This window comes from Methylocystis sp. SB2, assembly GCF_049817085.1.
GTDB lineage: Bacteria > Pseudomonadota > Alphaproteobacteria > Rhizobiales > Beijerinckiaceae > Methylocystis > Methylocystis rosea.
Genome location: NZ_CP187401.1, coordinates 2,265,305 through 2,287,749 on the forward strand (window position 1 = coordinate 2,265,305; position 22,445 = coordinate 2,287,749).

Genomic DNA, 22,445 nt, shown 5'->3' on the forward strand with positions numbered 1-22,445 from the left:
CGCGTCGGGCGCCCGGGATTATGGCGCTCTGAGGAAGAGCCCGACGGTCAGCGCCGCGCCGACCACGACGATGAAGATGCGCAGGATTTTTTCGTCGATGTGATGGATCAGGCGGGCGCCGGCGACGCCGCCGATCGTCGCGCCCACGCTCGTCACCAGCGCCTGCGGCCAGTGCAGATCCGGCGAGAACAGGAAGATCGCGACGGCGGAGGCGTTCATGACGCCGGCCAGAACATTTTTCGTTGCGCTGGCGACGCGCACGCCCTGTCCGGCCATAGTCAGCGCGGCGACCATGAGGAAGCCGATGCCGCCGCCAAAATAGCCGCCGTAAACCGAAATCAGAAATTGCGCGAGGGCTGCGCGCGGCGTGCCGAGATGGCTATGCGTTTCGACGGGCTTGCGGAAGAAACTGCCCCAGGCGAAGACCACCGTCGCAAAGAGCACGAGCCATGGCACGAGACGCGCGAAGAGTCCGCGCGGCGTGCCGAGCAACACCGCCGCGCCGACGGCGCCGCCGACGATGCTGATGACGAACAGCGTGCGCAGCGAAAGCCCGTTGGCGCCCCTCGCCAGTTTGCGGCCGGTCCAGCCGGTCGCGACCTGCGCCGGAAACAGCGCCGCGCATGACGTGATATTGGCGGCCAGCGCGTCCATGCCTGTGAACATCAGGGCCGGAAGCGTGAGGAACGAGCCGCCGCCGGCAAGCGCATTCTGCGCGCCCGCCCAGGTCGCTACCGCAAACAGCAGAATGAAAGCCATGCGCGCCTATGTCAGCTCGCGCGGCTCAAATCAAGCGGGCCGACTCCATCATCAGTCCCGCTGCGAGAAGTCGTATCAGCACGCCGAGCTGCTCATCCAGCAACTTTGGCGGGGTCTCAGCGATCTTCTCCTCGAGTCCTAGCGCGATGACTCCATGCACGGCCGAAAACAGTGTGCGCGCGAGCGCGGCGCGCGCCGTCGCGTCCTTGCCTGGCAGCAGTTGCGCAAGTGGCGCGTCCAGCCGGCTGAACAGGCGGTTGCGGTCGTCCGCATACCAGGCCGGCACGGGTGCGCCAGGGGGCAATCGGTGCTCGAACAGCGCGCGCCAGCTCGGCTCCTCTTTTCTCGCAAAGCTCAGATAGGCCCGCGCCATGGCGTCGAGCGCCTGCTCCGCCTCTGCGTCCACGAAGGCCGCGTCGAGCGCGAGCTCCAGGCGCGCCAGCGTGCGCGCGTTGACCCGCAGGATCAGCTCGTCGAGGTCATGAAAAGCGGTATAGATCGCGCCGAGGGCGCAACCGGCCGCGGCGGCGAGATCGCGCGCTTTAAGTCCGTCGAGGCCCTGCGCCGCCACTGTTTCCTGCGCGATGTCGATAAGCCGGTCACGCAATAGCGTCCGGCGGTCGGCTCCCGCGTCGGCGTTCTTCTCGTTCAAGGGCGTCTCCCAATTCGGCGTGAACACCGTTCATTTTCTTGTTGACGGCAGAGCGAAAGCGCTGCATTCTCCATATTGAACATAGTTCATGGCGAAAGGCTGACCTTCGACCCGATTGCAACGCCGATCGCCACGCCCATTGCAACGCGTCCGGTTTGACCGATCCTTAAGGGTGATCGGCGAAAGTCACGACGCACCTCCCGGAAGCTTCGACATGACGCATTCGCTTCTCGCTTCTCGGCGTTTCGCGCCATTGTTCTGGCGTCAGTTCTTCGCCGCCTTCAACGACAATTTCCTGAAGAACGCCCTGGTTCTCTTGATCCTGGCGCATGCGGCCGAGAGCGGCGCGTCGCTCGTTACGCTCGCCGGCGCGGCCTTCATCGCGCCGTTCTTTCTTCTGTCGGCGATCGGCGGCGAATTCGCCGACAAATATGACAAGGCGCGCGTCGTGCGCTGGCTCAGCGTCGCGGAGATCGCCGTGGCGGCATTGTCCGCGACCGGTTTTCTGTTCGCCAATATCCCCACGCTCTTTGGCGCGCTCATTCTTTTCGGCGTCACCGGCGCGCTGTTCGGTCCCGTCAAATACGGCATCTTGCCCGACCATCTGACGCGCGAGGAACTTCCGGCGGGCAATGCGCTCGTCGAGAGCGCGACCTTTTTCGCCATTCTCAGCGGCACGGTCGCCGGCGGCATGGCGTTGCATGTCGGCGACGGGGTGATCCTCGCCGCGGGAGTCATGGGCGTCGCGGCGCTGGCTCTTGGCGCGGCGTGGCTGATTCCCCCAACGCGGCGCGCTGATCCCGATCTTGCGATCGACGCCAACGTCTTCCGCTCAACCTTCAAATTGCTGCGGCATCTGCGTGGTCAAAAAGAACTGCGGCGGCTGGCCGTGGTGACGAGCCTCTTCTGGCTGTTCGGCTCCGTCGCCATGTCGTTGACGCCCTCGCTCATCACCCAGACGCTGCATGGCGCGGAGATTCTCGTCAGCATTCATCTGGCGCTGTTCGCCGTGGGCATCGCCATCGGATCGGGGCTCGCCGCCTTCCTGCTCAAGGGCAAGATCGTGCTGCTGCCCTCCGCCGTCGGCGCGGCGCTCGTCGCTTTTACGTCCGCGGACCTTGGCCTCGCGCTGCTGCTTTCGAATGCGCCCGCCGCCGCTACGGCGCTGTCGCCGCAGGCCTATTTCGCTCAACCGCTCGCCTGGCGCGCCGCGATCGATCTTTCACTGCTCGCGCTCGCGGGCGGGCTGATGATCGTTCCGTCCTTCGCCGCCATTCAGGCGCAGAGCGCGCCTCAGCAGCGCGCCCGCACCATCGCCGCCGTGAATGTGCAGAACGCCGCCTTCATGGCGCTCGGCGGCGTGGGGGTTGCGGGTCTGCAGAGCTTGGGCGTCTCTTTCGCGGCGCTGCTGATTGGCCTGGCCGTCGTCGCGCTCGTCGCTTCGATCTGGATCCTCAAGGCGGTCGTCGCGTCGCCTTTGCAGGATCTGCTCTCGATCTATTTTCGCGCCTTCTACCGTCTCGAGGTTAAGGGACTCGAGAATTTCGAGAAGGCGGGACCCAATCCGATCGTCGCGCTCAACCATGTGAGCTTTCTCGACGCCGCGGCGATTTTCGCCGTCATGCCAAAGCAGCCGGTCTTCGCCGTTGACCGCGCGATCTCGAAGACATGGTGGGCGAAGCCGTTTTTGAAATTCATGCGCGTGATCCCGCTCGATCCAGCCAATCCGCTTGGCGCGCGCGCGCTCATCAATGCGGTCAAGGACGGAAACCCGCTTGTCATCTTCCCGGAAGGCCGGCTTACGGTCACCGGCAGTCTGATGAAAGTCTATGACGGGGCGGGGCTGATCGCGGAGAAATCGGGCGCGATGGTCGTCCCGGTGCACATCGACGGCGCCGAGGCGACGATGTTCTCGCGGCTGACGCGCGAACAGGCGCGCCGGCGCTGGTTTCCGAAATTCACGCTCACCGTGCTCGAACCGATCCGCCTGACGGTCGATGACGCGCTGAAAGGCAAGGCGCGGCGGATGGCGGCCGGCGCGGCGCTTTATCAGATCATGTCGGATCTCGTCTTCCGCGCGACCAACGCCGACCGCACGCTTTTTGAAGCCGTCGTTGAAGCCGCGCGCACGCACGGGCTGTCGCGCGTCGCTCTCGAAGACCCGATCGCCGGCAAGCTCAGCTATCGCAGGCTGCTGATCGGGACGCGCGCGCTCGCCGGCAAGATCGCCGCGATCGGGAGGACGGGCGATGCGATCGGACTGATGCTGCCGAACGCCAATGGCGCGGGAGTGGCTTTCCTCGCGGTCATTTCGGCCGGCCGCACGCCGGCGATGATCAACTTCACCGCCGGCGCCGCCAATATTCTGGCGGGCTGCGAGGCGGCGCAGGCGAGGACGATTCTGACGTCGCGCGGCTTCATCGAGAAAGCCAAGCTCGAAAAGCTCGTCGCTGCGCTCGAAGAGAAAGTTGCGCTCGTCTATCTCGAAGATATTCGCACGCGCATCTCCTTCGCCGACAGGCTGGACGCCTTCAGGCGGCTCCGCAAACCCGTCGCCCCGCGCAAGGCTGAGGAGATGGCGGCGATCCTTTTCACCTCGGGTTCGGAAGGCGCGCCGAAGGGCGTGGCGCTGTCGCATCGAAACATGCTCGCCAATGCCGCCCAAGCCGCGGCGCGCATCGACTTCGGACGCACGGATAAGGTCTTCAACGTGCTGCCGATGTTCCATTCCTTCGGTCTGACGGTCGGCTTCACGCTGCCGCTCACCTCCGGCGTTCCGATCTATCTGTATCCCTCGCCCTTGCACTATCGCATCGTGCCGGAACTCGTTTACGGCTCAAACGCCACGATTCTTTTCGGGACGGACACTTTTCTCGCCGGTTACGCGCGCCCCGCGCACGCTTATGACTTCCGGTCGATCCGTTATGTCGTCGCCGGCGCCGAGCCGGTGAAGCAATCGACGCGCGATCTATGGATGGAGAAGTTCGGCGTACGCATCCTTGAAGGCTATGGCGTGACGGAAGCGTCGCCGGTCCTCGCGCTCAACACGCCGATGTTCAACAGATTCGGCTCTGTCGGACGCCTGATGCCGGGGATCGAACATCGGCTCGAGCCCGTTCCCGGCGTGGAAGACGGCGGCAGGCTCTTGGTGCGGGGGCCGAATGTGATGATGGGCTATCTCAAGATCGACAAGCCCGGGGTGGTGCAGCCGACGGAGAACGGCTGGCATGACACGGGCGATATCGTCACCATCGACGCGCAGGGCTATGTGACGATCAAGGGTCGCGCCAAGCGCTTCGCCAAGGTCGGCGGCGAGATGGTGTCGCTCGCGGCGATCGAACAGCTGGCGGCGGAACTTTGGCCAAACGCGCTGTCGGCGGCGGCGACCGAGATCGATCCGCGCAAGGGCGAGAGGATCACTCTCATCACGCAGCAGAAGGACGCGACGCGCGCCGATTTCCAGGCCTACGCCAAATCGAAGGGCGCATCCGACCTGATGATTCCGGCAGAGGTCATGATCGTCGAGCATGTGCCGCTTCTGGGCTCCGGCAAGCTCGATTTCGCGGCGGTGACAAAAATGGTGCGCGAGCGCGGGCGCTACATTCTGCCCAATCCGCGCCTGCCCAACGGCCTGCAGGGACGCATCGACGGAAACGCCGCGATCTTGGTTTGAAGTGTGGCCGCGCCACCACCGTCGAGATAATGGGGGAGCGCGCTTTGGCGTCGCGGCCCTCGTCCTTCGAGACGCCGCCATTCGGCGGCTCCTCAGGATGAGGACCGCTTACCCAACATGTCGTTTGCATTATCCAAGACGCCAGAACCCCAAGGCCCCTCATCCTGAGGAGGCCTCGAAGAGGCCGTCTCGAAGGACGAGGGGCCGATGGATCATGAAAAACTATGTTGTCCAAAACGGCGTGAGCTTCTTGAGCCGCTTCTCGCTCTTTTTGGCGTGATCGCCGCCTTGGCGCGCCCCGTGCGCCACCCAGCCGCGAATAAAGCCCGAAGCTCGGGCGGCCGCCGGATTCTCCGCGTCGATGCGGTCGAGCAGGCCGTTGGCGACCTCCATGTCGTTGAAGACGCCCAGCTGGTCCTGCATGTCGCCGAGCGCGCGCAAATAAGCGCGGGCGGCTTTGCGTTCTTCAAAAAGGCCTTCGAAAAAAGTCTGCGCCATAGCGCGCCTTCTTCAGCGCGATGCGGACTTTATGCCGCTCTTCGGCCGAGAGCGTCGCAAGACCTTTGCTTTTCTTCAACAGCCGCTTCCGCAGCCGAGTCAAGGCATGCGCGGCGAATGTGCATGCGGAGCCCCGCGCGCGCATCTCAGGCTGGACCTCCCAGTCGCGCCGTTCGAGCGTCAGGCGCAAGTCTTCAATGAACTGCGCCGTCGCGTCCGAAGACACCGCTTCATGCGCCGCGCGATAGGCCTTGTCGCGAAACGCCCCGACGGAGTCGTTAGCGCATGAAAGCTCGGATCGTCGCCAAGCGCCTCTCGTGGATCGGCGTTCAAGGCCGCGGCGAAGACGTCCCAATCGCGCGCCCCACCGAGGACGGACGCAAGAGTTTTGGCGCGTTCGCCCGCAGTTTCGAGCGAAGGCCCGGCGAGCGCCGGCCGCAACAGGCCGATCGCCGCCCGCAGGCGTCGCAAGGCGACGCGCATCTGGTGCACGCTTTCAAGCGCGCTTGAAGTTTGCAAAAGCGGAACATTGGCAAGGAAATGTTCGAGCGAAGCGGAGAAAATTTCTACCGCGGCGTCCTCGAGCGTTTCATCGTCCGAGAACTCGATTGGCTTCGCCTTGATCGCCGCTGGCGCATTGGCGGAAGCGGACTCCTGCGCGCTGTCGCGCGCGGATGTTCTCGCTGGTTCTGTCGAACGCTCCATACAGACGCTCTACTGCAGATTTATCTCAAACTAGGGCCCGGCCCGGGCGGCGCCACATTAAGCGCGCCGCCGGCGCTCGCTCAAGCTCTTGATTAATACGTCCACGCTTGCTTTATCGCAGCGCAATAACTTTCTCGGGAGCTGCGCCTCATGTCGACTTGGCCAAACTACGGCAAAATCACTGGTCCGATCGTGCTGATCGGTTTCGGCTCCATCGGCCGAGGCATTTTGCCGCTGATCGAGCGCCATTTCGATTTCGACAAATCGCGCTTCACCGTCATCGACCCGGTCGATACGCATCGCCGTCTGCTCGACGAGCGCGGCATCGCTTTTCTCAAAACCAGGCTGACTCCGGAGAACTATCGCGAAGTCTTGACCCCGCTGCTGACCAAGGGCGAAGGCCAGGGCTTTATCGTCAATCTCTCGGTCGACGTTTCCTCGCTCGCGATCATCAAACTCGCGCGCGAATTGAACGCGCTGTGCGTCGACACGGTGGTGGAGCCATGGCCGGGCTTCTACTTCGACAAGACCATGTCCAATGAAGCGCGCACCAATTATGCCCTGCGCGAGACGGTGCTCGAAGAGCGCCGCAAAAATCCCGGCGGATCGACGGCGGTTTCCTGCGTCGGCGCCAATCCCGGCATGGTCTCCTGGTTCGTGAAGCAGGCGCTCGTCGATATCGCGCGCGACACGGGCGCGCTCGACAAGGAGCCGGCGACGCGCGCCGAATGGGGCGTGCTCGCCCAAAAGCTCGGGGTCAAGGGCGTTCACATCGCCGAACGCGACACCCAGCGCGCGCGCGATCCGAAGCCGCGAAATGTTTTCGTCAACACCTGGTCGGTCGAAGGCTTCGTTTCCGAGGGTCTGCAGCCCGCCGAACTCGGCTGGGGCACGCATGAGAAATCTTTGCCCGACATCGGCCGCACGCATCCCTCCGGCTGCGGCGCGGCGATCTATCTGCTGTCGCCCGGCGCCAATACGCGCGTGCGCTCATGGTGCCCGACGCCGGGGCCGCAATATGGCTTCCTCGTCACGCACAATGAGTCGATCTCGATCGCGGATTATCTCACCCTGCGCGACGATAAGGGTCAGGCGATCTATCGTCCGACCTGTCACTACGCCTATCATCCCGCCGACGACGCCGTGCTTTCTCTGCACGAGATGTTCGGCGCCGCCGGCAAGATGCAGGAGAGCTGGAAGATTCTTGACGAGCATGAAATCGTCGATGGAATCGACGAGCTCGGCGTGCTGCTCTATGGCCACGCCAAGAACGCCTATTGGTACGGGTCGCAGCTCTCGATCGAGGAGACGCGCGATCTCGCGCCCTATCAGAACGCCACGGGGCTTCAGGTGTCCTCCGCCGCGCTCGCCGGCATGGTCTGGGCGCTGGAAAATCCGCAGGCGGGAATCGTCGAAGCCGACGAGGTCGACTACAAGCGCTGCCTCGAAGTGCAGCTGCCTTATCTCGGCCCGGTGAAGGGCTACTACACGGATTGGACGCCGCTCGAGGGGCGTCCCGGGCTGTTCCCGGAAGACATCGACGAGAGCGATCCGTGGCAGTTCAAAAACATTCTGGTGCGATGAGGGCGTGGACGCGCCTGAGCGCCCCGAGGGAACGCGCCGAGGCGCGCTTTCTCCGTTCGTGGATAGCGGATCAGTTCGAGTTTTCTGGATCGTCTGCGAATCCTTGCCTTGCTTAGCCTGTCAAGGTTCACTGGAACTTAGCGAATCTCGATGTCGCGATCCCCAGCAGCAAAGCTATTTGGAGGCGGGATTAACAACCGAAGCATCCAACACCAGCGCCTCCGGGGACTCCGGCGTTGCCTTCGTAAGTCCAATGCTGGCGACTGCGATTGCGGCTCCCGGAACCATTTCTTCTGGGGTAGGCCCGACGTTTACGCCCGCCAAACCGAACGTCATGATGAGCTGCCATCGACCTTCACGAAGTCCAGCTTTCTTTATCAGGGCCTCAAGTACCTCCGGGTACTTAAAAGTGTACTGAGTGACCTCAGGCATGGGCCTGTTCCCTCTCCCGGCGATTTTGAATCGGCAAGTTTATTAGTTGCTGGCCCGTAGTTGCGGCCATCTGTTGAGGTACCAATTGACCGCAGGTCGCAACTGCACCCGGCGTCGCGGTGAGCGCAGGCGCGGTACCTACGTGAAAGGCGAATATTTGCGGCTGCGTGTACACCACAACGGGTCTTGCCCGCGTCCCAACTTGTTCGGCGATGCAGGTAACAATGAATTGGTTTAGGCTCACTCCATCACGCTCAGCCGCAAGGGCGGCACGCTTATGCAGTCCCTTCGACATGCGTACTACCAGTTTTCCGCTGTAGTTCGCGCGATCCAGAGGCTCTGGAATGTCCTGCCCCTGTTCAAGAGTAGCGTCGATCCAGTCGAGAGCGACTTCTTCTACGTTGGCAACAGCTTCTGCCGCAGTGTCACCAGTGGCTACACAGCCGGGAAACTCGATAATTTCGGCCGTGAAGGAACCGTCAGCCTCCGGCACAACAACGCGCGCATACGGTTTTTTTAGAAGATCATGCGGCTCCATTTTACGCTCCATTCTTATCTTCTTCTTCCTCATTCGTCAGAGCGTCCTCCCAAGCTGCGGCGTCTGCCTCTAGAGCGTTTAGCACCACTTTTCGAACGCCAATCGACACCGCTTTGTTTCCGTGGGTTGGAATAGGAAACGGCCGATGAGGGAAATGATCAGTGACCCACATTGATCCGTGTCTACCTCCAGTTCGCTCACGGCGACCGAGCCTCAGCGCGAGACGCTGAAGATCGTCCGCGGTTTGCGGAGAACTTTTAGCAGCGCTCAGTTCCTGCCAAAGCTTGTCCAGCTTCTTGCGATCCATAATACTATATATGATACTAGGAGTGAATCGAATAAATCAAGCCTACCTGCCGACTGGTTCAAGGCTCGAGCTGGGGCATAACCACCCGGCTCGAACATACTATTGCGGACCCTCAAATGTTCTGTATATGTTCTTTGTGGTTAGCCTTCTACTACGGCGAAGCTCGCGACAGCGGCGGGCAAAGGTTGCGAACATGGGGCGTGCGGCTCAGGCATCGGTAGAAATCAAAGGCGCGCCGCAGCCGATCGACGCTGCGGCCCTCATCGACGCCGATCGCCGGCGCGGACGCGGCGCGCTGTCGAAGCGCAGCGGCCGTTTCGAAAAGGAGACCCGCGAGGAGGCCGACGACGGCTGGGGCTCGCTGGAGAGCCTTGCGGCGCTCAAGACCAATTTCCACGTCGAGAAGCCGCGCACGATCATCACCAGGAACGATTCGCCGGACATTTCGTTCGACCGCTCGATCAATCCCTATCGCGGCTGCGAGCATGGCTGCGTCTATTGTTTCGCGCGGCCGACGCACGCCTATATGGGCTTTTCGCCGGGCCTCGACTTCGAGACCGAGATCTTCGTCAAGGAAGGCGCGGCGCAGCTTCTCGAACGCGAATTATCGGCGCCGCGCTATGTCCCCAAGACGATCGCCATCGGCACCAACACCGATCCCTATCAGCCCGCCGAGAAGAGCCATCGAATCATGCGTTCGATCCTCGAAGTGCTGGCGCGCGCCAATCATCCGGTCGGCATCGTGACGAAATCCGCGCTGGTGCTGCGGGACCTCGATCTGCTCGCGCCAATGGCGGCCAAGGGCCTCGCGAAGGTCGCGATCTCGGTGACGACGCTCGAACGCAAGCTCGCGCGCCTGATGGAGCCGCGCGCCGCAACGCCGGAACTGCGGCTTGATGCGCTGGAGAAGCTCAGCGCCGCCGGCGTGCCGACGGCGGTGATGACGGCGCCGATCATTCCCGCCATCAATGACGACGAGATCGAGCGGATCTTGACGCGTGCGCACGCCGCCGGCGCTCGGGAAGCGGGCTATGTGATGCTGCGGCTGCCGCTCGAATTGCGCGATCTCTTCACCGAATGGCTGGCGACGCATTTTCCTGACCGGGCCCGCCGAGCCCTCGCGCTCGTGCGCTCGACGCGGGACGGCAAGCTTTACGATGCGTCCTTCGGGACCCGCATGAAAGGCGAGGGGCCCTACGCCTGGATGATCGGCCGGCGTTTTGAGCTCGCGGCCGCCCGGCTCGGTTTTGCGCAGAAAACAAGATTGCGAACGGATCTGTTCGAGCCGCCCCGACGCGCGCCGCAGCAGCTCAACCTCTTCTGAGCCCATCTTAGGCTGGTCTCCGGCGAGCTTATCGCACTCTCGCGGGCCGAGAATTCTTTGGACGCCGCCGCAAACGCCGTCTTTCCGGTTGCCAGCCGCCCGCCCGCCGCGCTTTATTCGCTGCGCGGTCCTGCGCTGACGCCACTGTCGCGCAGAACCCTAGCGAGTCGCCCCGGGGGGAGCGTTGGTGACGGCCAAGGGGCCCCATTTTCGACTGGAAGCCCAGCTGCGCCGCAAAGGCGTCTGGCCGATCGCCGGCGTCGACGAAGTCGGACGCGGGCCGCTCGCGGGTCCGGTGGCGGCGGCGGCGGTGATTCTCGATCCCGAACGACGGCCGCGGGGCCTCGATGATTCGAAGGCGCTGAACCAGGCGCAGCGCGAAGAAGCGTTTGAGCGCATCATGGCCAGCGCGCTCGCCGTGAGCGTCGCCTTCGTCGCCCCCGCCGAGATCGACCGCATCAATATCCGCCAGGCGACGCTCGCGGCGATGGCGCGGGCCGTCGCCGGCCTCTCCCAGACGCCGGCCTATCTTCTCATCGACGGCAACGACCGGCCGCCGGTCAACTGTCCTTGCCAGCTGATCATCAAGGGCGACGCGACGGCGCTCAGCATCGCCGCCGCCTCCATCGTCGCCAAGGTGGCGCGCGACGCCATGATGCGCCGCCTCGCCGTCCACTATCCGCACTATGGTTTTGAGACCAATGTCGGCTACGCCGTGCAGCGTCACCTCGATGCGCTGGCGCTGCACGGCGCGAGCCCGGCGCACCGCGTCAGCTTCGCGCCCGTCCGCGAGGCGTGAGGCCTCGTCAACTATTCGATAACCTTTTTACTTCTTTAAGACTTCCGTTCGAAAAAGAGACGTCTGCATTTTGCCAATCTAAACGCCCCCTTTACCTCCCTGCTTCACTATCTCGCATGTTGGTTGCGTTGATGGTGTTCAGTTCATGCGTAGCGCGCGCGTCGGGGCGGCTCGCCTCAAAGCCCGAAATCAGGTCACGCGTATCGGGCGCACAAATGAAGGGCCGCTCCGCGCGACGGCGCGCAACGAAATCCTGTGCGGCGACTGCGTCGCATCGATGGAGCGACTGGCGCAGGAGAGCGTCGATCTCGTCTTCGCCGATCCGCCCTATAATCTGCAGCTCGCCAATCGTTTGCATCGCCCGGATCAAAGTCTCGTCGATGCGGTCGACAATGACTGGGACAAATTCGCGAATTTCGCCGCCTATGACGCCTTCACGCGCGGCTGGCTTGCGCAGGCGCGCCGGGTGATGAAGCCGTCGGCGACGATTTTCGTGATCGGCTCCTACCACAATATTTTTCGCGTCGGCGCGATCATGCAGGATCTCGGGTTCTGGATCCTGAACGACATCGTCTGGCGCAAAAATAATCCGATGCCGAACTTTCGCGGCCGTCGCTTCACCAACGCCCATGAGACGATGATCTGGGCGGCGCGGGACCAAAGCGCCAAGAACTACACCTTCAATTACGAGGCGCTGAAGGCGGCGAACGAAGATTGCCAGATGCGGTCCGACTGGCTCCTGCCGATCTGCGGCGGGACCGAGCGTCTCAAGGATGACGCGGGCCGCAAGACCCATCCGACGCAAAAGCCGGAAGCGCTGCTCGCGCGTGTCATTCTCGCCGCTTCGAAGCCAGGCGATCTGGTGCTTGATCCCTTCTTTGGCACGGGGACGACCGGGGCCGTCGCCAAGCGCTTAGGCCGCGATTGGCTCGGCATCGAGCGCGACGGCGACTACAGAGCTGCGGCGCGCGCGCGGATCGCGGCGATCGAACCCTTGCCGCATGAAACGCTCGCGACGGCCCCGTCGAAGCGCGCGGAGCCGCGCATCGCGTTTGCTAGCCTCGTTGAAGCAGGACTCATCGCGCCAGGCGCGACGCTCGTTGACGCGAAGCGTCGCCATCGCGCGGTGGTGCGCGCCGACGGCGCGCTGTCGCTTTCGGGCTTCGTCGGCTCGATCCATAAGACCGGAGCGCTGGCGCAAGGCCTGCCGGCCTGCAACGGCTGGACCTTCTGGCACTATGACGCCAAGGGCCGGCTTACGCCGATCGACGATCTGCGGGCAGAGGCGCGCGAGCGTTTGCGCATCGCGGCGGAGTGACCTGCTCTCTTCCATGAGGAAGGGCGCCTCAAACTATTTCGTTCTGAACCTTCTCACGTCATTCCCGACGCGCGAAGCGCGATCGGGAATCCAGAGCAGACCAGCACTCCTGTATCGGCTCTGGATTCCCGATCAGGCCTTCGGCCTGTCGGGAATGACACCCAGTGCAGGGGTCGACGGAATTCGTATTAGACCAAAAAGCCTGCGTAGAAGCCGACGAGCAGCACGATTCCGATGAAGGCGCGGTAGAAGACGAAGGGCCAGGCCGAGAAGCGCTCGAGAATCCGCAGCAAGCCCCAGATTGCGACAAAGGCGGAGATCGAGGCGACGAAAAGCCCGAGCGTCAGCACCGCCCAGCCATGGAAATCGAGCTGCGCCTTATGCAGCTCCCACAGCTCCTTCAGTCCCGCAAGGGCGATCGCCGGCAGGCCAAGCAGGAAGGAAAAGCGCGCCGCTTCCTCCCGCTTCAGGTCGAGAAACATCGCCGCCGTTAGAGTCGAGCCCGAGCGCGAGACGCCCGGAATGAGCGCGCCCACCTGCGCGAATCCGACGATCATCGCGTCCTTCAGGCTGACATGTTCGAGCGTGCGCTTGTGATTGCAATAGAGTTCGGCGATGGCGAGCAGCGCCGCCATCACGATGCAGGAAATGCCGATCACCGGCAGCGTGCGTAGTGGCGAGCCGCAGGTGTTGAGCGTATGGGACAGCGCGAGGCCGGCGATGCCGATCGGGACGGTCGCGAGCGCGATCCAGACCACGAAGCGAAACGTCCAGTCGTTGAAATCGCGCCTTACGAGCGCCCGTACCGACCCTTCGGCGAGGGCGCGAATGTCGCTCCAGAAATAGCTGACGACGGCGGCGAGCGCCGCGAGCTGCATCGCCGCGGAGAAGGCGGAGCCCGGGTCCTTCCAGCCGAGCAGCGCCGGCACGATGCGCATATGCGCGGTGGAGGAGATCGGCAGAAGCTCGGTGATGCCCTGCACCACGCCAAGAACGGCGACTTTCATATAGCCGAGATCGACAAAACCGGTGTCGAGCCCATTCGTGCAAGCGGTCGCCATAGAGGCCCTCGTCTCGTTTGTCGGCCCCGCAACGAATCACGAAGGCGCCAAGCGACTCCGACTTTTGGCAAACAAGCCGGCCCCGATCAAGGCGCGGCGCAGGCAATCGCGCGACGCCTGTGCGTTTGCGTATCCCTCCCCTTTACGGGGAGGGTGGCCCCGCGAAGCGGGGGCGGGTGGGGTCAGATCCACTCGATCTGGGACGCCAAGCCCCCACCCGGCGGGCTGCGCCCGCCGACCTCCCCGCAAGGGGAAGGTATTTCGCGCGCCTTCACCAGATCAGTGAAACAGCGTGGCGGTTTTGAGCAGGGTGATCCAGACGCCCCAGGCGAGGGGGACGCCGACCGCGGCCCAGGCGAAAACCAGCAGCAACGGCCCGCCCTTTGAGCCGGGCGGCGCGCGCCCGGCGACCGGCGGATCGACGTCGGTCGGGGCGGGGTCCAACCCTTCTTCGACAAAATCTTCGAAGTCTGCGTGGGTCTCGTCTTCTTCCTTGACGACCTCTGCGACCGTGACGTGTTTCTGCGCCGCGACCTCTTCATCGCTCATATAATATTTCTCGGCGCAGGGCCGCACGAGCAGATTGCAGACAAGACCGCAGAGCAGCAGGCCCGCGAGCACATACATCGTCTGATTATAGGCGGCCTCGCGCGGCGCGCCGACGCTCAGCTGATATTCGCGAATGTAATTGACAAGCACGGGTCCGAGCACGCCCGCCGTCGACCAGGCGGTCAGAAGCCGGCCGTGGATGGCGCCGACATGATGCGTGCCGAAAATGTCGGCGAGATAGGCGGGGATCGTGGAAAAGCCGCCGCCATACATGGTGATGATGACCGCAAAGAGCAGGACGAAGACGCCGACCATGCCGCCCTTAGCTGCGAAGGGCTCGGCCGAATACAGCACGATGCCGACGACAAAAAAGATCGCGTAAGTGATCTTGCGGCCGAACTTATCGGAGGCCGAGGCCCAGCCGATGCGCCCGCCGATGTTGCACAGGCTCAAGAGGCCGGTGAAGCCCGCCGCAATCGCCGCGATCTGCTTTTTCTGATCGGCGTTGAGCTGATCGAACCCCATGTCGAGGCCGATCAGCCTGCCGCCGAAGACTTCCTGCAGCATCGGCGAGGCCATGCCCAGAACGCCGATGCCGGCGGAGACGTTGAGACAGAGCACGGCCCAGAGCAGCCAGAATTGCGGCGTCTTCCATGCGACGTCAAGATGCACATGACGATGCGTCACCATGGCGTTCTTGGCCGCCGTGGGCGGCGTGAATCCTTCCGGCGCCCAACCTTCGGGCGGCACCCGATAGCTGAGCGCGCCGGCGACCATGAAGGCGAAATAAATCGCCGCGAGCGTGACGAAGGTCTGCCAGACGCCGGGCGAAGCTGGCGTCGCATAGAATTCCATCAGCCGGTCGGCGAGAGGCGCGCCGATCATCGCGCCGCCGCCAAAGCCCATGATGGCGAGACCGGTCGCGAGGCCGCGCCGGTCGGGAAACCATTTGATGAGCGTCGAGACGGGCGAGATATATCCAAGCCCCAAGCCGATGCCGCCGATCACGCCGGAGCCGATCCAGAGCATCCAGATCTGATGCAGATAGACCCCGAGCGCCGAGATCAGCAGGCCGCCGCACCAGCAGCAGGCCGCCGCGAGTCCGGCCTTGCGAGGTCCGGCCGTCTCCAGCCAATGGCCGAAGACCGCCGCCGAGGAGCCCAGAAACATGAAAAACAGCGTGAACGTCCACCCGAGCCAGCTGATCTTCCAGTCGCAGTCAGTGGCGACGAGCGTCGCGAAAAGACCGAGCGTCTCGGGGCATTCCTTCGGCTGCGCGCCCCCTATGATCCGCGACAGCGGCAGCCAGAAGACGGAAAAGCCATAGGCCATGCCGATGCAGAGATGAATGGCGAGCGCCGCCGGCGGCACGAGCCAGCGATTGAATGTCGGCGCGGCGACAGTTCGCTCCCGGCTGAAAAAATCGGTTCGGGCGATGGCGGCGGCGGTCATTAAACTTCCGGGCTAGTTCTTGTAAGTCGGTTATTGCGCAAGCGCAGCGCGCGGCACAAGTCCGGGGCTGCCCAAAGCAATCCGCCGGGGCCCATCAATGCGCGCGTCATGGCCGGGCTTGTCCCGGCCATCCACGAAGTTGACCGCGCTTATGCGGTAGCCCGACCAAATGGGGGAGCGTGGATGCCCGCGACAAGCGCGGGCATGACGCGGAAAGGTAAGCGCCTGCTCATACCGCCGCCTTCTCGATGATGTGGGCGAGGTCGGTCATGATGGCGTTGAGGTCGTAGTTCTTCGGCGTATACACCGCCGCGACGCCCGCTTCGCGCAGAAGCTTTTCGTCGGCCGGCGGGATGATGCCGCCGACGACCAGCGGCGCGTCGACGCCCTCCTGCTTCATCAGCTTGATCACTTCATGCGCGAGCGTCACATGCGAGCCTGAAAGAATGGAGAGGCCGATGCAATGCGCGCCTTCCTTCTTCGCCGCCTCGACGAGTTCGGCCGGCGTCGAGCGGATGCCGGCGTAGATCACGTCAAAGCCCGCGTCGCGGGCGCGCACTGCGATCTGCTCGGCGCCGTTGGAATGGCCATCGAGGCCCGGCTTGCCGACCAGGAATTTCGCCCGCTTGCCGAGCTTTTGCGACACGCGTTCGACCTCGCCGCGCACGGCGTCGAGCGCGCCGCCGACCTGACGCGCCGTCGAGGAGACGCCCGTCGGCGCGCGGTATTCCCCAAACACCCCGCGTAAAACATTGCCCCATTCGCCGGTGGTCACGCCCGCCTTCGCCGCGGCGATGGACGGCTCGACCATGTTGCGGCCTTCCTTGGCGGCGCGCGCCAACTCTTCGATCGCGGCCTGGGCGGCCTTCTGGTCGCGGGCTTCGCGCCAGGCCTTCAGCCGCGCAATCTGCTCGGCTTCGACATGTTCGGGCACGACCATGATCTGGTCGTCGCCCGAGGCGAGCGGCGACGGCTCGCCGCCGGTGAATTTGTTGACCCCGACGACGATCTGCTCGCCGGCTTCGATCGACTCGAGACGCGCGGTGTTAGCTTCGACGAGCTTGCCCTTCATATAGCCGATCTCGACCGCCGCCGCCGCGCCGCCGAGTTCTTCGATTTTCTTGAGTTCGGCTTTCGCTTCGGCCTTTAGTTCGGCGACCTTACGGGCGATCTCGGGATTGCCGTCGAAAATGTCGCCATATTCCAGGAGGTCGGTTTCATAGGCCATGATCTGCTGCATGCGCAGTGACCATTGCTGATCGAAGGGGCGGGGCAGGCCGAGCGCTTCGTTCCAGGCCGGCAGCTGCACGGCGCGGGCGCGTGCGTTCTTGGAGAGAACGACGGCGAGCATCTCGATCAATATGCGGTAGACGTTGTTTTCGGGCTGCTGCTCGGTCAGTCCGAGCGAATTGACCTGCACGCCGTAACGGAAGCGGCGGAGCTTTTCGTCCTTCACGCCATAGCGCTCGCGCGTGATCTCTTCCCAAAGCTCCGCGAACGCCCGCATTTTGCATAGTTCGGTGACGAAGCGCATGCCGGCGTTGACGAAGAAGGAGATGCGGCCGACGACCTGCGCGAAGTCTTCCTCGGGCATTCCCGCGGCTTTCACGCCGTCGAGAATGGCGACGGCGGTCGCGAGCGCATAGGCCAATTCCTGCGACGGCGTCGCGCCCGCTTCCTGCAGATGGTAGGAGCAGACGTTCATCGGATTGAACTTGGGGCATTCCTTCGTGGTGAAGAGAATGAGGTCCTGCGTGAGGCGCAGCGACTGCGTCGGCGGAAACACGTAGGAGCCGCGCGACAGATATTCCTTGATGATGTCGTTTTGGGTCGTGCCCTGCAGCTTTGCGCGCGGCGCGCCCTGTTCCTCGGCGGCGGCGATATAGAGCGCCATCAGCCACACGGCGGTGGCGTTGATGGTCATCGACGTGTTCATCTCGCCGATCGGAATGCCGTCGAAGAGCGCGCGCATGTCGCCAAGATGCGAGACCGGCACACCGACCTTGCCGACCTCGCCGCGCGAGAGAATGTGGTCGCAGTCGTAGCCCGTCTGCGTCGGCAGATCGAAGGCGATGGAGAGACCCGTCTGGCCCTTGGCGAGATTGGAGCGATAGAGCTTATTGGACTCGCTGGCCGTCGAATGGCCGGCGTAAGTGCGAAACATCCAGGGCTTGTCGCGGCGCGGGGCGGACATGTCGTTCATATAGCCTCTCCTCCGCCGTTGCGCTTAGCATGCGGCCAGCGCCGGAGGAAGACGGGCGCAATTGGCGGTAAGCCCTCCGAAATCCCAGCGGCCGCCCGCCCGATATTTTACTTAGCCATTGAGTGATATGGCGGCTTGAGTAAGTTGACGCACGCGTCGAGTCAGCGCTCATCTTTCTTCAGCGCTTTTGGCTTGTGGATCGCGCGGGCGCCCGTCTTGCCGCTTTCGACCAGATATTGTGGCTCGTCCGGGCTCGCCTCGGCGACATGGCCTTTCACGCGCGCCCGCGCCGTGACCTTCTTGACGACCTTGCCGGTCGTCACTCCCTGGGATGTCTTCCAGCTGACAGGATCGCCGGGCTTGAACTTATGCGGCATGGCGCTGCCTCCGGCCAGAGAACCCCGCTTACCCGGCCTTCCTGAGTTTCAGGTCCTAGGGGCCGCGCCTATTGCGAGGTCGGGCGCGGCGCCATCTCGTTCAGCGACTGCACGCGCCTGGCCTGCGGCCCCTCCCGGCCTTGGCCTTCCAGGAACTCGACCCGCTCGCCGATTTCGAGCGCGTCAAAGCCGGGTTCGGCCACGCTGTTGCGGTGAAAATAAATCTCGCGTCCATCCTCGCTTTCGAGGAAGCCGAAGCCGTCGGCGCGAAAGACGCTTTTCACCACGGCCGTCGGCGCCGTCTCGTGATGCTTGATCTTGCCGCGTATCTGGCGCGACTGATCGCGCAATTGCCGCCGCGCCCGCCTGAAGGCGTCGTTGAGGGCGAACTCGGCGTCCATGAAGCGCTCGTCGGCGTCGGGCGTGCGCTCGACTGACACTTCCCGACCGTCGGGGAGCGCGATGTAGATCGTGAAATGATGTTGGCCGCCCGTCCGATGATGGCCGCTCGGCCCCTTGGCGACGACGCGGCAGGCGGTCATGCGCCCATAAACCTTCTCCAGCTGCGCCAGCTTGGCGACGATCTTGGCGCCCAACTCCGGGCGCGGCTCCATGTCGATGAAATCGATCTCGGGCGCGGTTTCCATCGTGTCTCTTTCTGCCCCCAAGCGCAGATAAATAATGCGCCGGCGCTGAAAGGCTTCCTGCAGCTATCGGAAACACTTGCCGATCCATAGGAATTTCGCGCTATGAAGCGCGCGTTCGCCCTATTATAAGCTCCGCCGGAACTTTATCGGCGCAAGATTCAAAGTCGGAGGGAACGAAACCTTGAGCGAGAAGAAAGACCTCTATGAGATGGGCGAGATTCCGCCGCTCGGGCATGTTCCCATGAACATGTACGCCTGGGCGATCCGCAAGGAGCGGCATGGGCCGCCGGAAACCGCCATGCAGCTCGAGGTCTTGCCGACCTGGGAGCTCGACAGCCACGACGTGCTGGTGCTCGTGATGGCGGCCGGGGTCAATTACAACGGCGTCTGGGCGTCGCTCGGCGAGCCGGTGTCGACCCTCGACGTCCACAAGAATCCCTATCACGTCGCCGGCTCCGACGCCTCGGGCATCGTCTGGGCGGTCGGCTCCAAGGTGAAGCGCTGGAAGGTCGGCGACGAGGTCATCATCCATTGCAACCAGGATGATGGGGACGACGAGGAGTGCAACGGCGGCGATCCGATGTTCTCCCCCTCGCAGCGCATCTGGGGCTATGAGACGCCGGACGGCTCCTTCGCCCAGTTCTGCCGCGTCCAGGACCGCCAGCTCATGGAGCGCCCGAAGCACCTCACCTGGGAGGAGGCGGCCTGTTACACGCTGACGCTCGCGACCGCCTATCGCATGCTCTTTGGCCATGCGCCGCATCAATTGAAGCCCGGCGACAATGTGCTGGTGTGGGGCGCCTCCGGCGGGCTCGGCGTGTTCGCCGTGCAGCTCTGCGCCGCGTCGGGCGCCAACGCCATCGGCGTCATCTCGGACGAGAGCAAGCGCGACTACGTGCTGTCGCTCGGCGCCAAGGGCGTCATCAACCGCAAGGACTTCAAGTGCTGGGGCCAGTTGCCGAAGGTCAACACGCCCGAGTTCAATGAATGGACCAAGAACGCCCGCGCCTTCGGCAAGGCGATCTGGGACATCACCGGCAAGAAGGACGTCGACATCGTCTTCGAACATCCGGGCGAACAGACGTTCCCAGTCTCCTGCCTCGTGGTGAAGCGCGGCGGCATGGTGGTGTTCTGCGCCGGCACGACCGGCTTCAACCTCACCTTCGACGCCCGCTATGTGTGGATGCGCCAGAAGCGCATCCAGGGCTCGCATTTCGCGCATCTGAAGCAGGCGTCGGCCGCCAATCGCTTCGTCCTGGACCGGCGCGTCGACCCCTGCATGTCGGAAGTCTTCTCCTGGGAGAAGATTCCTCTCGCCCACACCAAGATGTGGAAGAACGAACATGCGCCGGGCAATATGGCGGTGCTGGTGATGTCGCCAAAGCCGGGCTTGCGCACGGTCGAGGATGTGACGGACGCCTATAAGCAGAAGTAGAGCGCTGCGGCGGTCGATGAGCTACTCGACCTCGATGATCGCCATCAGCCCGCCGCCGCCTTTCGTCTCGGTGTTGTCATTGCTGGTGTGATGAGGGATGTGGCAATGGATCAGCCACTTCCCTCGTCGCCGCGCCGTCCAGATGACGTCATAGCGCTGACCGGGGCCGACATTGACCGTGTCGGCGAGATAGCGCGCGCTTTCGGCAAGCGTCTCGCCGTCGCGCGCCACCACTTCAAATGGTCCCCCGTGAATATGCATCGGGTGGATGAAGCCGTTGTTGGTGCCGACGAAGCGCACTTTGAGCGTCTCTCCGAGCTTCATGCGGATCGTGTCCGTCGACGGAAATGACTTGCCGTTAATGGTGAAGTAATTCGGCTGCATGCCGTCCATTGGCATCGCCGGAAAAGTCAGGCCTTCGCGCCACAGCCATTCCTGCAGCTGCATGACATATTCCTGGTCGGCGGCGACCTCCTTGGCGGGCGTTGCGGGGTCGATGATGAGCGCGCCATAGAGGCCGAGAGCCTGGCTTCGATCCGGTTCTGCGTGCGGATGATAAAAATAAGTTCCATGCTGATGCGCCGTGAACGCGTAGTCGAAATATCCGCCCGGCGGAATCGGCGGTTGCGTGATTTCGCTCGGCCCGTCCATGGCGTTCGGCAGAATGAGCCCGTGCCAGTGAACGGTCGTGCCTTCCGGCAAGTCGTTGCGCACCCTTATTCGGACCCGGTCGCCCTCACGAATATGGATGCGTGGTCCGGGTATCTGCTGGTTATACGCATAGGCGTCGACGGCGACGTTGGGGAGGATGCTCCAGCGGATGACGGACGCGGTGAGTTCGAAGACCTTAACGCCGTCGTCCATCGTGAAAGGCAGCTCCCGATCGCCGCGGACGTCAATTGGAAAACGCGCGCGCACGAGCCGCGAATCCGCGAAGCTCATCTCGCGCATCGCTTCCGCGGTTGTGTCTCGAAACATGAGCATTCCGGGCGGCATGATCAGACCGCCCACCTCATGCGCAGATAGCCCCATGTTCACCCAATTGGCGGGCGCGAGCATGCCGGTGGCGAGAAGAACGAGTGACGTCAGGCTGAAAGCTGCGATCTGAGCGCTTGTCGCCTCCGGCGTTGCATGCATATGCATGGAGGCCGCGTGACCGACAGCATGTGAAGCGATCGCGTGACTCGGCGCTGTCTCTTCGGCCGCGTCCGCATGCCCATTGTGATCGTGATGCGGATGACGGGCGCCGCGTTCGGTCGACTCGGCGCTCTCACTCTTCTCAGGTTGAATGCCGGCCTTTCGCTCCGTCATCAGCCCATGCTTCATCCCTTGCGCGACCATCCAGACGTTCGAGGGATAGGCTGTGGCGAAGCCCGCCATCACGCCAAGCGACATGACTCCCCAGAAGATGAGTTCGGTGGGAACCATGGCGCGCATGTCATGCCCCATCATCAGGAAGCTCATGACCGGGGCCATGCCGGCCATCATGAAATTCATGCTGATGAATTCAGGAAAAAAGCTGCGCCGCACATTCTCCCAATAGGAGCCGCCCATCATTTCCTTCATGAACAGCGACTGAAAGATGAAGAGGCCGAAAGCGAATCCGGCGAGATATTCGACGATGAGATCGAGCCACATCGGCAGGCCCATCCAGGCGACGATGACGGCGGCCAGAATGATGCCTGTCGCGTCGCCGGCGACGCAATGGATCGTCGAGCCGACGCCCTGCTTCCACAGCGGCCGCACGAATTGCTCATGCGCCCCGGGCCGCGGCTCCTTGTCGGCGATGACATAAAGCAGAAGGCCGAAAGGTCCCGTATAGAGCGTGACGAGAATGAACCCCCACTTCATCACGACCGGTTCGGGATTCTTGTAGCCGTCGATGGCGACGTAGAGCGTGCAGGCGGCGGTCATCGCAAACCATGCGGCAAGAAAATAGTCGATCGGCAAGAGGAGGAGCGAATGCATATCAGTCTTCTCTCATCTGGACTTGCGAAAACGCGGCCGCCGATCCGACTTATTTGTAGATTGACTCCGACGCAGGATGAGGGGGCGACAGCGACGGTTCAAGTCAATTGCGCGGCCTGCGTTGCTTGACGGCTCTGATGCAAAGATGCAGTCTCGACCCAGAG

16 protein-coding genes and 1 pseudogene are annotated in these 22,445 nt (G+C 63.3%); 6 read left to right on the top strand and 11 right to left on the bottom strand.

The window, feature by feature from the left end; translation table 11 throughout:
* Positions 1-18: 18 nt before the first annotated feature.
* Both ACPS74_RS11085 and ACPS74_RS11090 read right to left on the bottom strand, forming a co-directional pair.
* Positions 19-759, bottom strand: coding sequence for a sulfite exporter TauE/SafE family protein (locus tag ACPS74_RS11085; RefSeq protein WP_029649104.1), 741 nt, complete (start codon positions 757-759; stop codon positions 19-21).
* 25 nt (positions 760-784) lie between these two features.
* On the bottom strand, positions 785-1,411 hold the full coding sequence (locus ACPS74_RS11090) for a TetR/AcrR family transcriptional regulator (RefSeq protein ID WP_036241548.1): 627 nt from the start codon (positions 1,409-1,411) through the stop codon (positions 785-787).
* A gap of 214 nt (positions 1,412-1,625) precedes the next feature.
* On the opposite strand from ACPS74_RS11090, the gene ACPS74_RS11095 reads away from it, so the two are divergent.
* Positions 1,626-5,084, top strand: a complete 3,459-nt coding sequence (locus tag ACPS74_RS11095) for an acyl-[ACP]--phospholipid O-acyltransferase (RefSeq protein WP_029649102.1) — start codon at positions 1,626-1,628, stop codon at positions 5,082-5,084.
* Positions 5,085-5,306: 222 nt separating this feature from the next.
* On the opposite strand, the gene ACPS74_RS11100 is transcribed toward ACPS74_RS11095, so the two are convergent.
* Positions 5,307-5,582 carry a CHAD domain-containing protein gene (locus ACPS74_RS11100; protein ID WP_051381720.1) on the bottom strand — a complete coding sequence of 92 codons (276 nt, stop codon included), beginning with the start codon at positions 5,580-5,582 and terminating at the stop codon, positions 5,307-5,309.
* A pseudogene (locus ACPS74_RS11105) lies at positions 5,551-6,287 on the bottom strand (CHAD domain-containing protein). The gene ACPS74_RS11100 and the pseudogene ACPS74_RS11105 overlap by 32 nt, the downstream one beginning before the upstream one ends.
* 150 nt (positions 6,288-6,437) lie before the next feature.
* On the opposite strand from ACPS74_RS11105, the gene ACPS74_RS11110 reads away from it, so the two are divergent.
* Positions 6,438-7,871: a homospermidine synthase gene (locus tag ACPS74_RS11110; protein ID WP_029649101.1), complete on the top strand. Its 1,434-nt coding sequence runs from the start codon at positions 6,438-6,440 to the stop codon at positions 7,869-7,871.
* A 424-nt stretch (positions 7,872-8,295) separates the two neighbouring features.
* On the opposite strand, the gene ACPS74_RS11115 is transcribed toward ACPS74_RS11110, so the two are convergent.
* Positions 8,296-8,853: a type II toxin-antitoxin system HicB family antitoxin gene (locus ACPS74_RS11115; protein ID WP_162231964.1), complete on the bottom strand. Its 558-nt coding sequence runs from the start codon at positions 8,851-8,853 to the stop codon at positions 8,296-8,298.
* 488 nt (positions 8,854-9,341) lie between these two features.
* On the opposite strand from ACPS74_RS11115, the gene ACPS74_RS11120 reads away from it, so the two are divergent.
* From ACPS74_RS11120 to ACPS74_RS11130, 3 genes are all read left to right on the top strand, one after another.
* Positions 9,342-10,472, top strand: a complete 1,131-nt coding sequence (locus ACPS74_RS11120; RefSeq protein ID WP_029649098.1) for a PA0069 family radical SAM protein — start codon at positions 9,342-9,344, stop codon at positions 10,470-10,472.
* Between the two features lie 187 nt (positions 10,473-10,659).
* Entirely contained in the window at positions 10,660-11,271 is a 612-nt protein-coding gene (locus ACPS74_RS11125; RefSeq protein WP_193392179.1) for a ribonuclease HII, read from the top strand.
* 145 nt (positions 11,272-11,416) lie between these two features.
* Positions 11,417-12,589, top strand: a complete 1,173-nt coding sequence (locus ACPS74_RS11130) for a site-specific DNA-methyltransferase (protein ID WP_029649096.1) — start codon at positions 11,417-11,419, stop codon at positions 12,587-12,589.
* A 188-nt stretch (positions 12,590-12,777) separates the two neighbouring features.
* Here ACPS74_RS11130 and uppP read toward each other — a convergent pair whose 3' ends face one another.
* The 5 genes from uppP to ACPS74_RS11155 all read right to left on the bottom strand — a co-directional run bounded on the left by uppP (position 12,778) and on the right by ACPS74_RS11155 (position 18,878).
* On the bottom strand, positions 12,778-13,650 hold the full coding sequence (gene uppP, locus ACPS74_RS11135; RefSeq protein ID WP_029651089.1) for an undecaprenyl-diphosphatase UppP: 873 nt from the start codon (positions 13,648-13,650) through the stop codon (positions 12,778-12,780).
* A gap of 279 nt (positions 13,651-13,929) precedes the next feature.
* Positions 13,930-15,651: an OFA family MFS transporter gene (locus tag ACPS74_RS11140; RefSeq protein WP_029648985.1), complete on the bottom strand. Its 1,722-nt coding sequence runs from the start codon at positions 15,649-15,651 to the stop codon at positions 13,930-13,932.
* Between the two features lie 229 nt (positions 15,652-15,880).
* Entirely contained in the window at positions 15,881-17,854 is a 1,974-nt protein-coding gene (locus tag ACPS74_RS11145) for a protein meaA (RefSeq protein WP_029648986.1), read from the bottom strand.
* Between the two features lie 161 nt (positions 17,855-18,015).
* A complete protein-coding gene (locus ACPS74_RS11150) occupies positions 18,016-18,231 on the bottom strand; it encodes a DUF2945 domain-containing protein (protein WP_029648987.1) in 216 nt (71 codons plus the stop codon).
* Positions 18,232-18,299: 68 nt separating this feature from the next.
* Positions 18,300-18,878: an HPF/RaiA family ribosome-associated protein gene (locus tag ACPS74_RS11155; RefSeq protein ID WP_029648988.1), complete on the bottom strand. Its 579-nt coding sequence runs from the start codon at positions 18,876-18,878 to the stop codon at positions 18,300-18,302.
* Between the two features lie 181 nt (positions 18,879-19,059).
* Between ACPS74_RS11155 and ccrA the strand changes: the two genes are divergently transcribed.
* Positions 19,060-20,313: a crotonyl-CoA carboxylase/reductase gene (gene ccrA, locus ACPS74_RS11160; protein WP_029648989.1), complete on the top strand. Its 1,254-nt coding sequence runs from the start codon at positions 19,060-19,062 to the stop codon at positions 20,311-20,313.
* A gap of 21 nt (positions 20,314-20,334) precedes the next feature.
* Here the strand turns inward: ccrA and ACPS74_RS11165 are convergent, their stop codons facing one another.
* The gene (locus ACPS74_RS11165) at positions 20,335-22,281 is read right to left on the bottom strand and encodes a DUF4396 domain-containing protein (RefSeq protein ID WP_029648990.1); all 1,947 of its coding nucleotides are present in this window, start codon (positions 22,279-22,281) and stop codon (positions 20,335-20,337) included.
* Positions 22,282-22,445: the final 164 nt, after the last annotated feature.

Excerpts from the sequence above, each read along its gene's own strand:
- ACPS74_RS11165 (WP_029648990.1), bottom strand. The coding sequence starts at position 22,281 with ATGCATTCGCTCCTCCTCTTGCCGATCGACTATTTTCTTGCCGCATGG.
- ACPS74_RS11115 (WP_162231964.1), bottom strand. The coding sequence starts at position 8,853 with ATGGAGCGTAAAATGGAGCCGCATGATCTTCTAAAAAAACCGTATGCG.
- ACPS74_RS11110 (WP_029649101.1), top strand. The coding sequence starts at position 6,438 with ATGTCGACTTGGCCAAACTACGGCAAAATCACTGGTCCGATCGTGCTG.
- uppP (WP_029651089.1), bottom strand. The coding sequence starts at position 13,650 with ATGGCGACCGCTTGCACGAATGGGCTCGACACCGGTTTTGTCGATCTC.
- ACPS74_RS11140 (WP_029648985.1), bottom strand. The coding sequence starts at position 15,651 with ATGACCGCCGCCGCCATCGCCCGAACCGATTTTTTCAGCCGGGAGCGA.
- ACPS74_RS11155 (WP_029648988.1), bottom strand. The coding sequence starts at position 18,878 with ATGGAAACCGCGCCCGAGATCGATTTCATCGACATGGAGCCGCGCCCG.
- ACPS74_RS11120 (WP_029649098.1), top strand. The coding sequence starts at position 9,342 with ATGGGGCGTGCGGCTCAGGCATCGGTAGAAATCAAAGGCGCGCCGCAG.
- ACPS74_RS11085 (WP_029649104.1), bottom strand. The coding sequence starts at position 759 with ATGGCTTTCATTCTGCTGTTTGCGGTAGCGACCTGGGCGGGCGCGCAG.
- ACPS74_RS11150 (WP_029648987.1), bottom strand. The coding sequence starts at position 18,231 with ATGCCGCATAAGTTCAAGCCCGGCGATCCTGTCAGCTGGAAGACATCC.
- ACPS74_RS11130 (WP_029649096.1), top strand. The coding sequence starts at position 11,417 with ATGCGTAGCGCGCGCGTCGGGGCGGCTCGCCTCAAAGCCCGAAATCAG.
- ACPS74_RS11095 (WP_029649102.1), top strand. The coding sequence starts at position 1,626 with ATGACGCATTCGCTTCTCGCTTCTCGGCGTTTCGCGCCATTGTTCTGG.
- ACPS74_RS11100 (WP_051381720.1), bottom strand. The coding sequence starts at position 5,582 with ATGGCGCAGACTTTTTTCGAAGGCCTTTTTGAAGAACGCAAAGCCGCC.
- ACPS74_RS11145 (WP_029648986.1), bottom strand. The coding sequence starts at position 17,854 with ATGAACGACATGTCCGCCCCGCGCCGCGACAAGCCCTGGATGTTTCGC.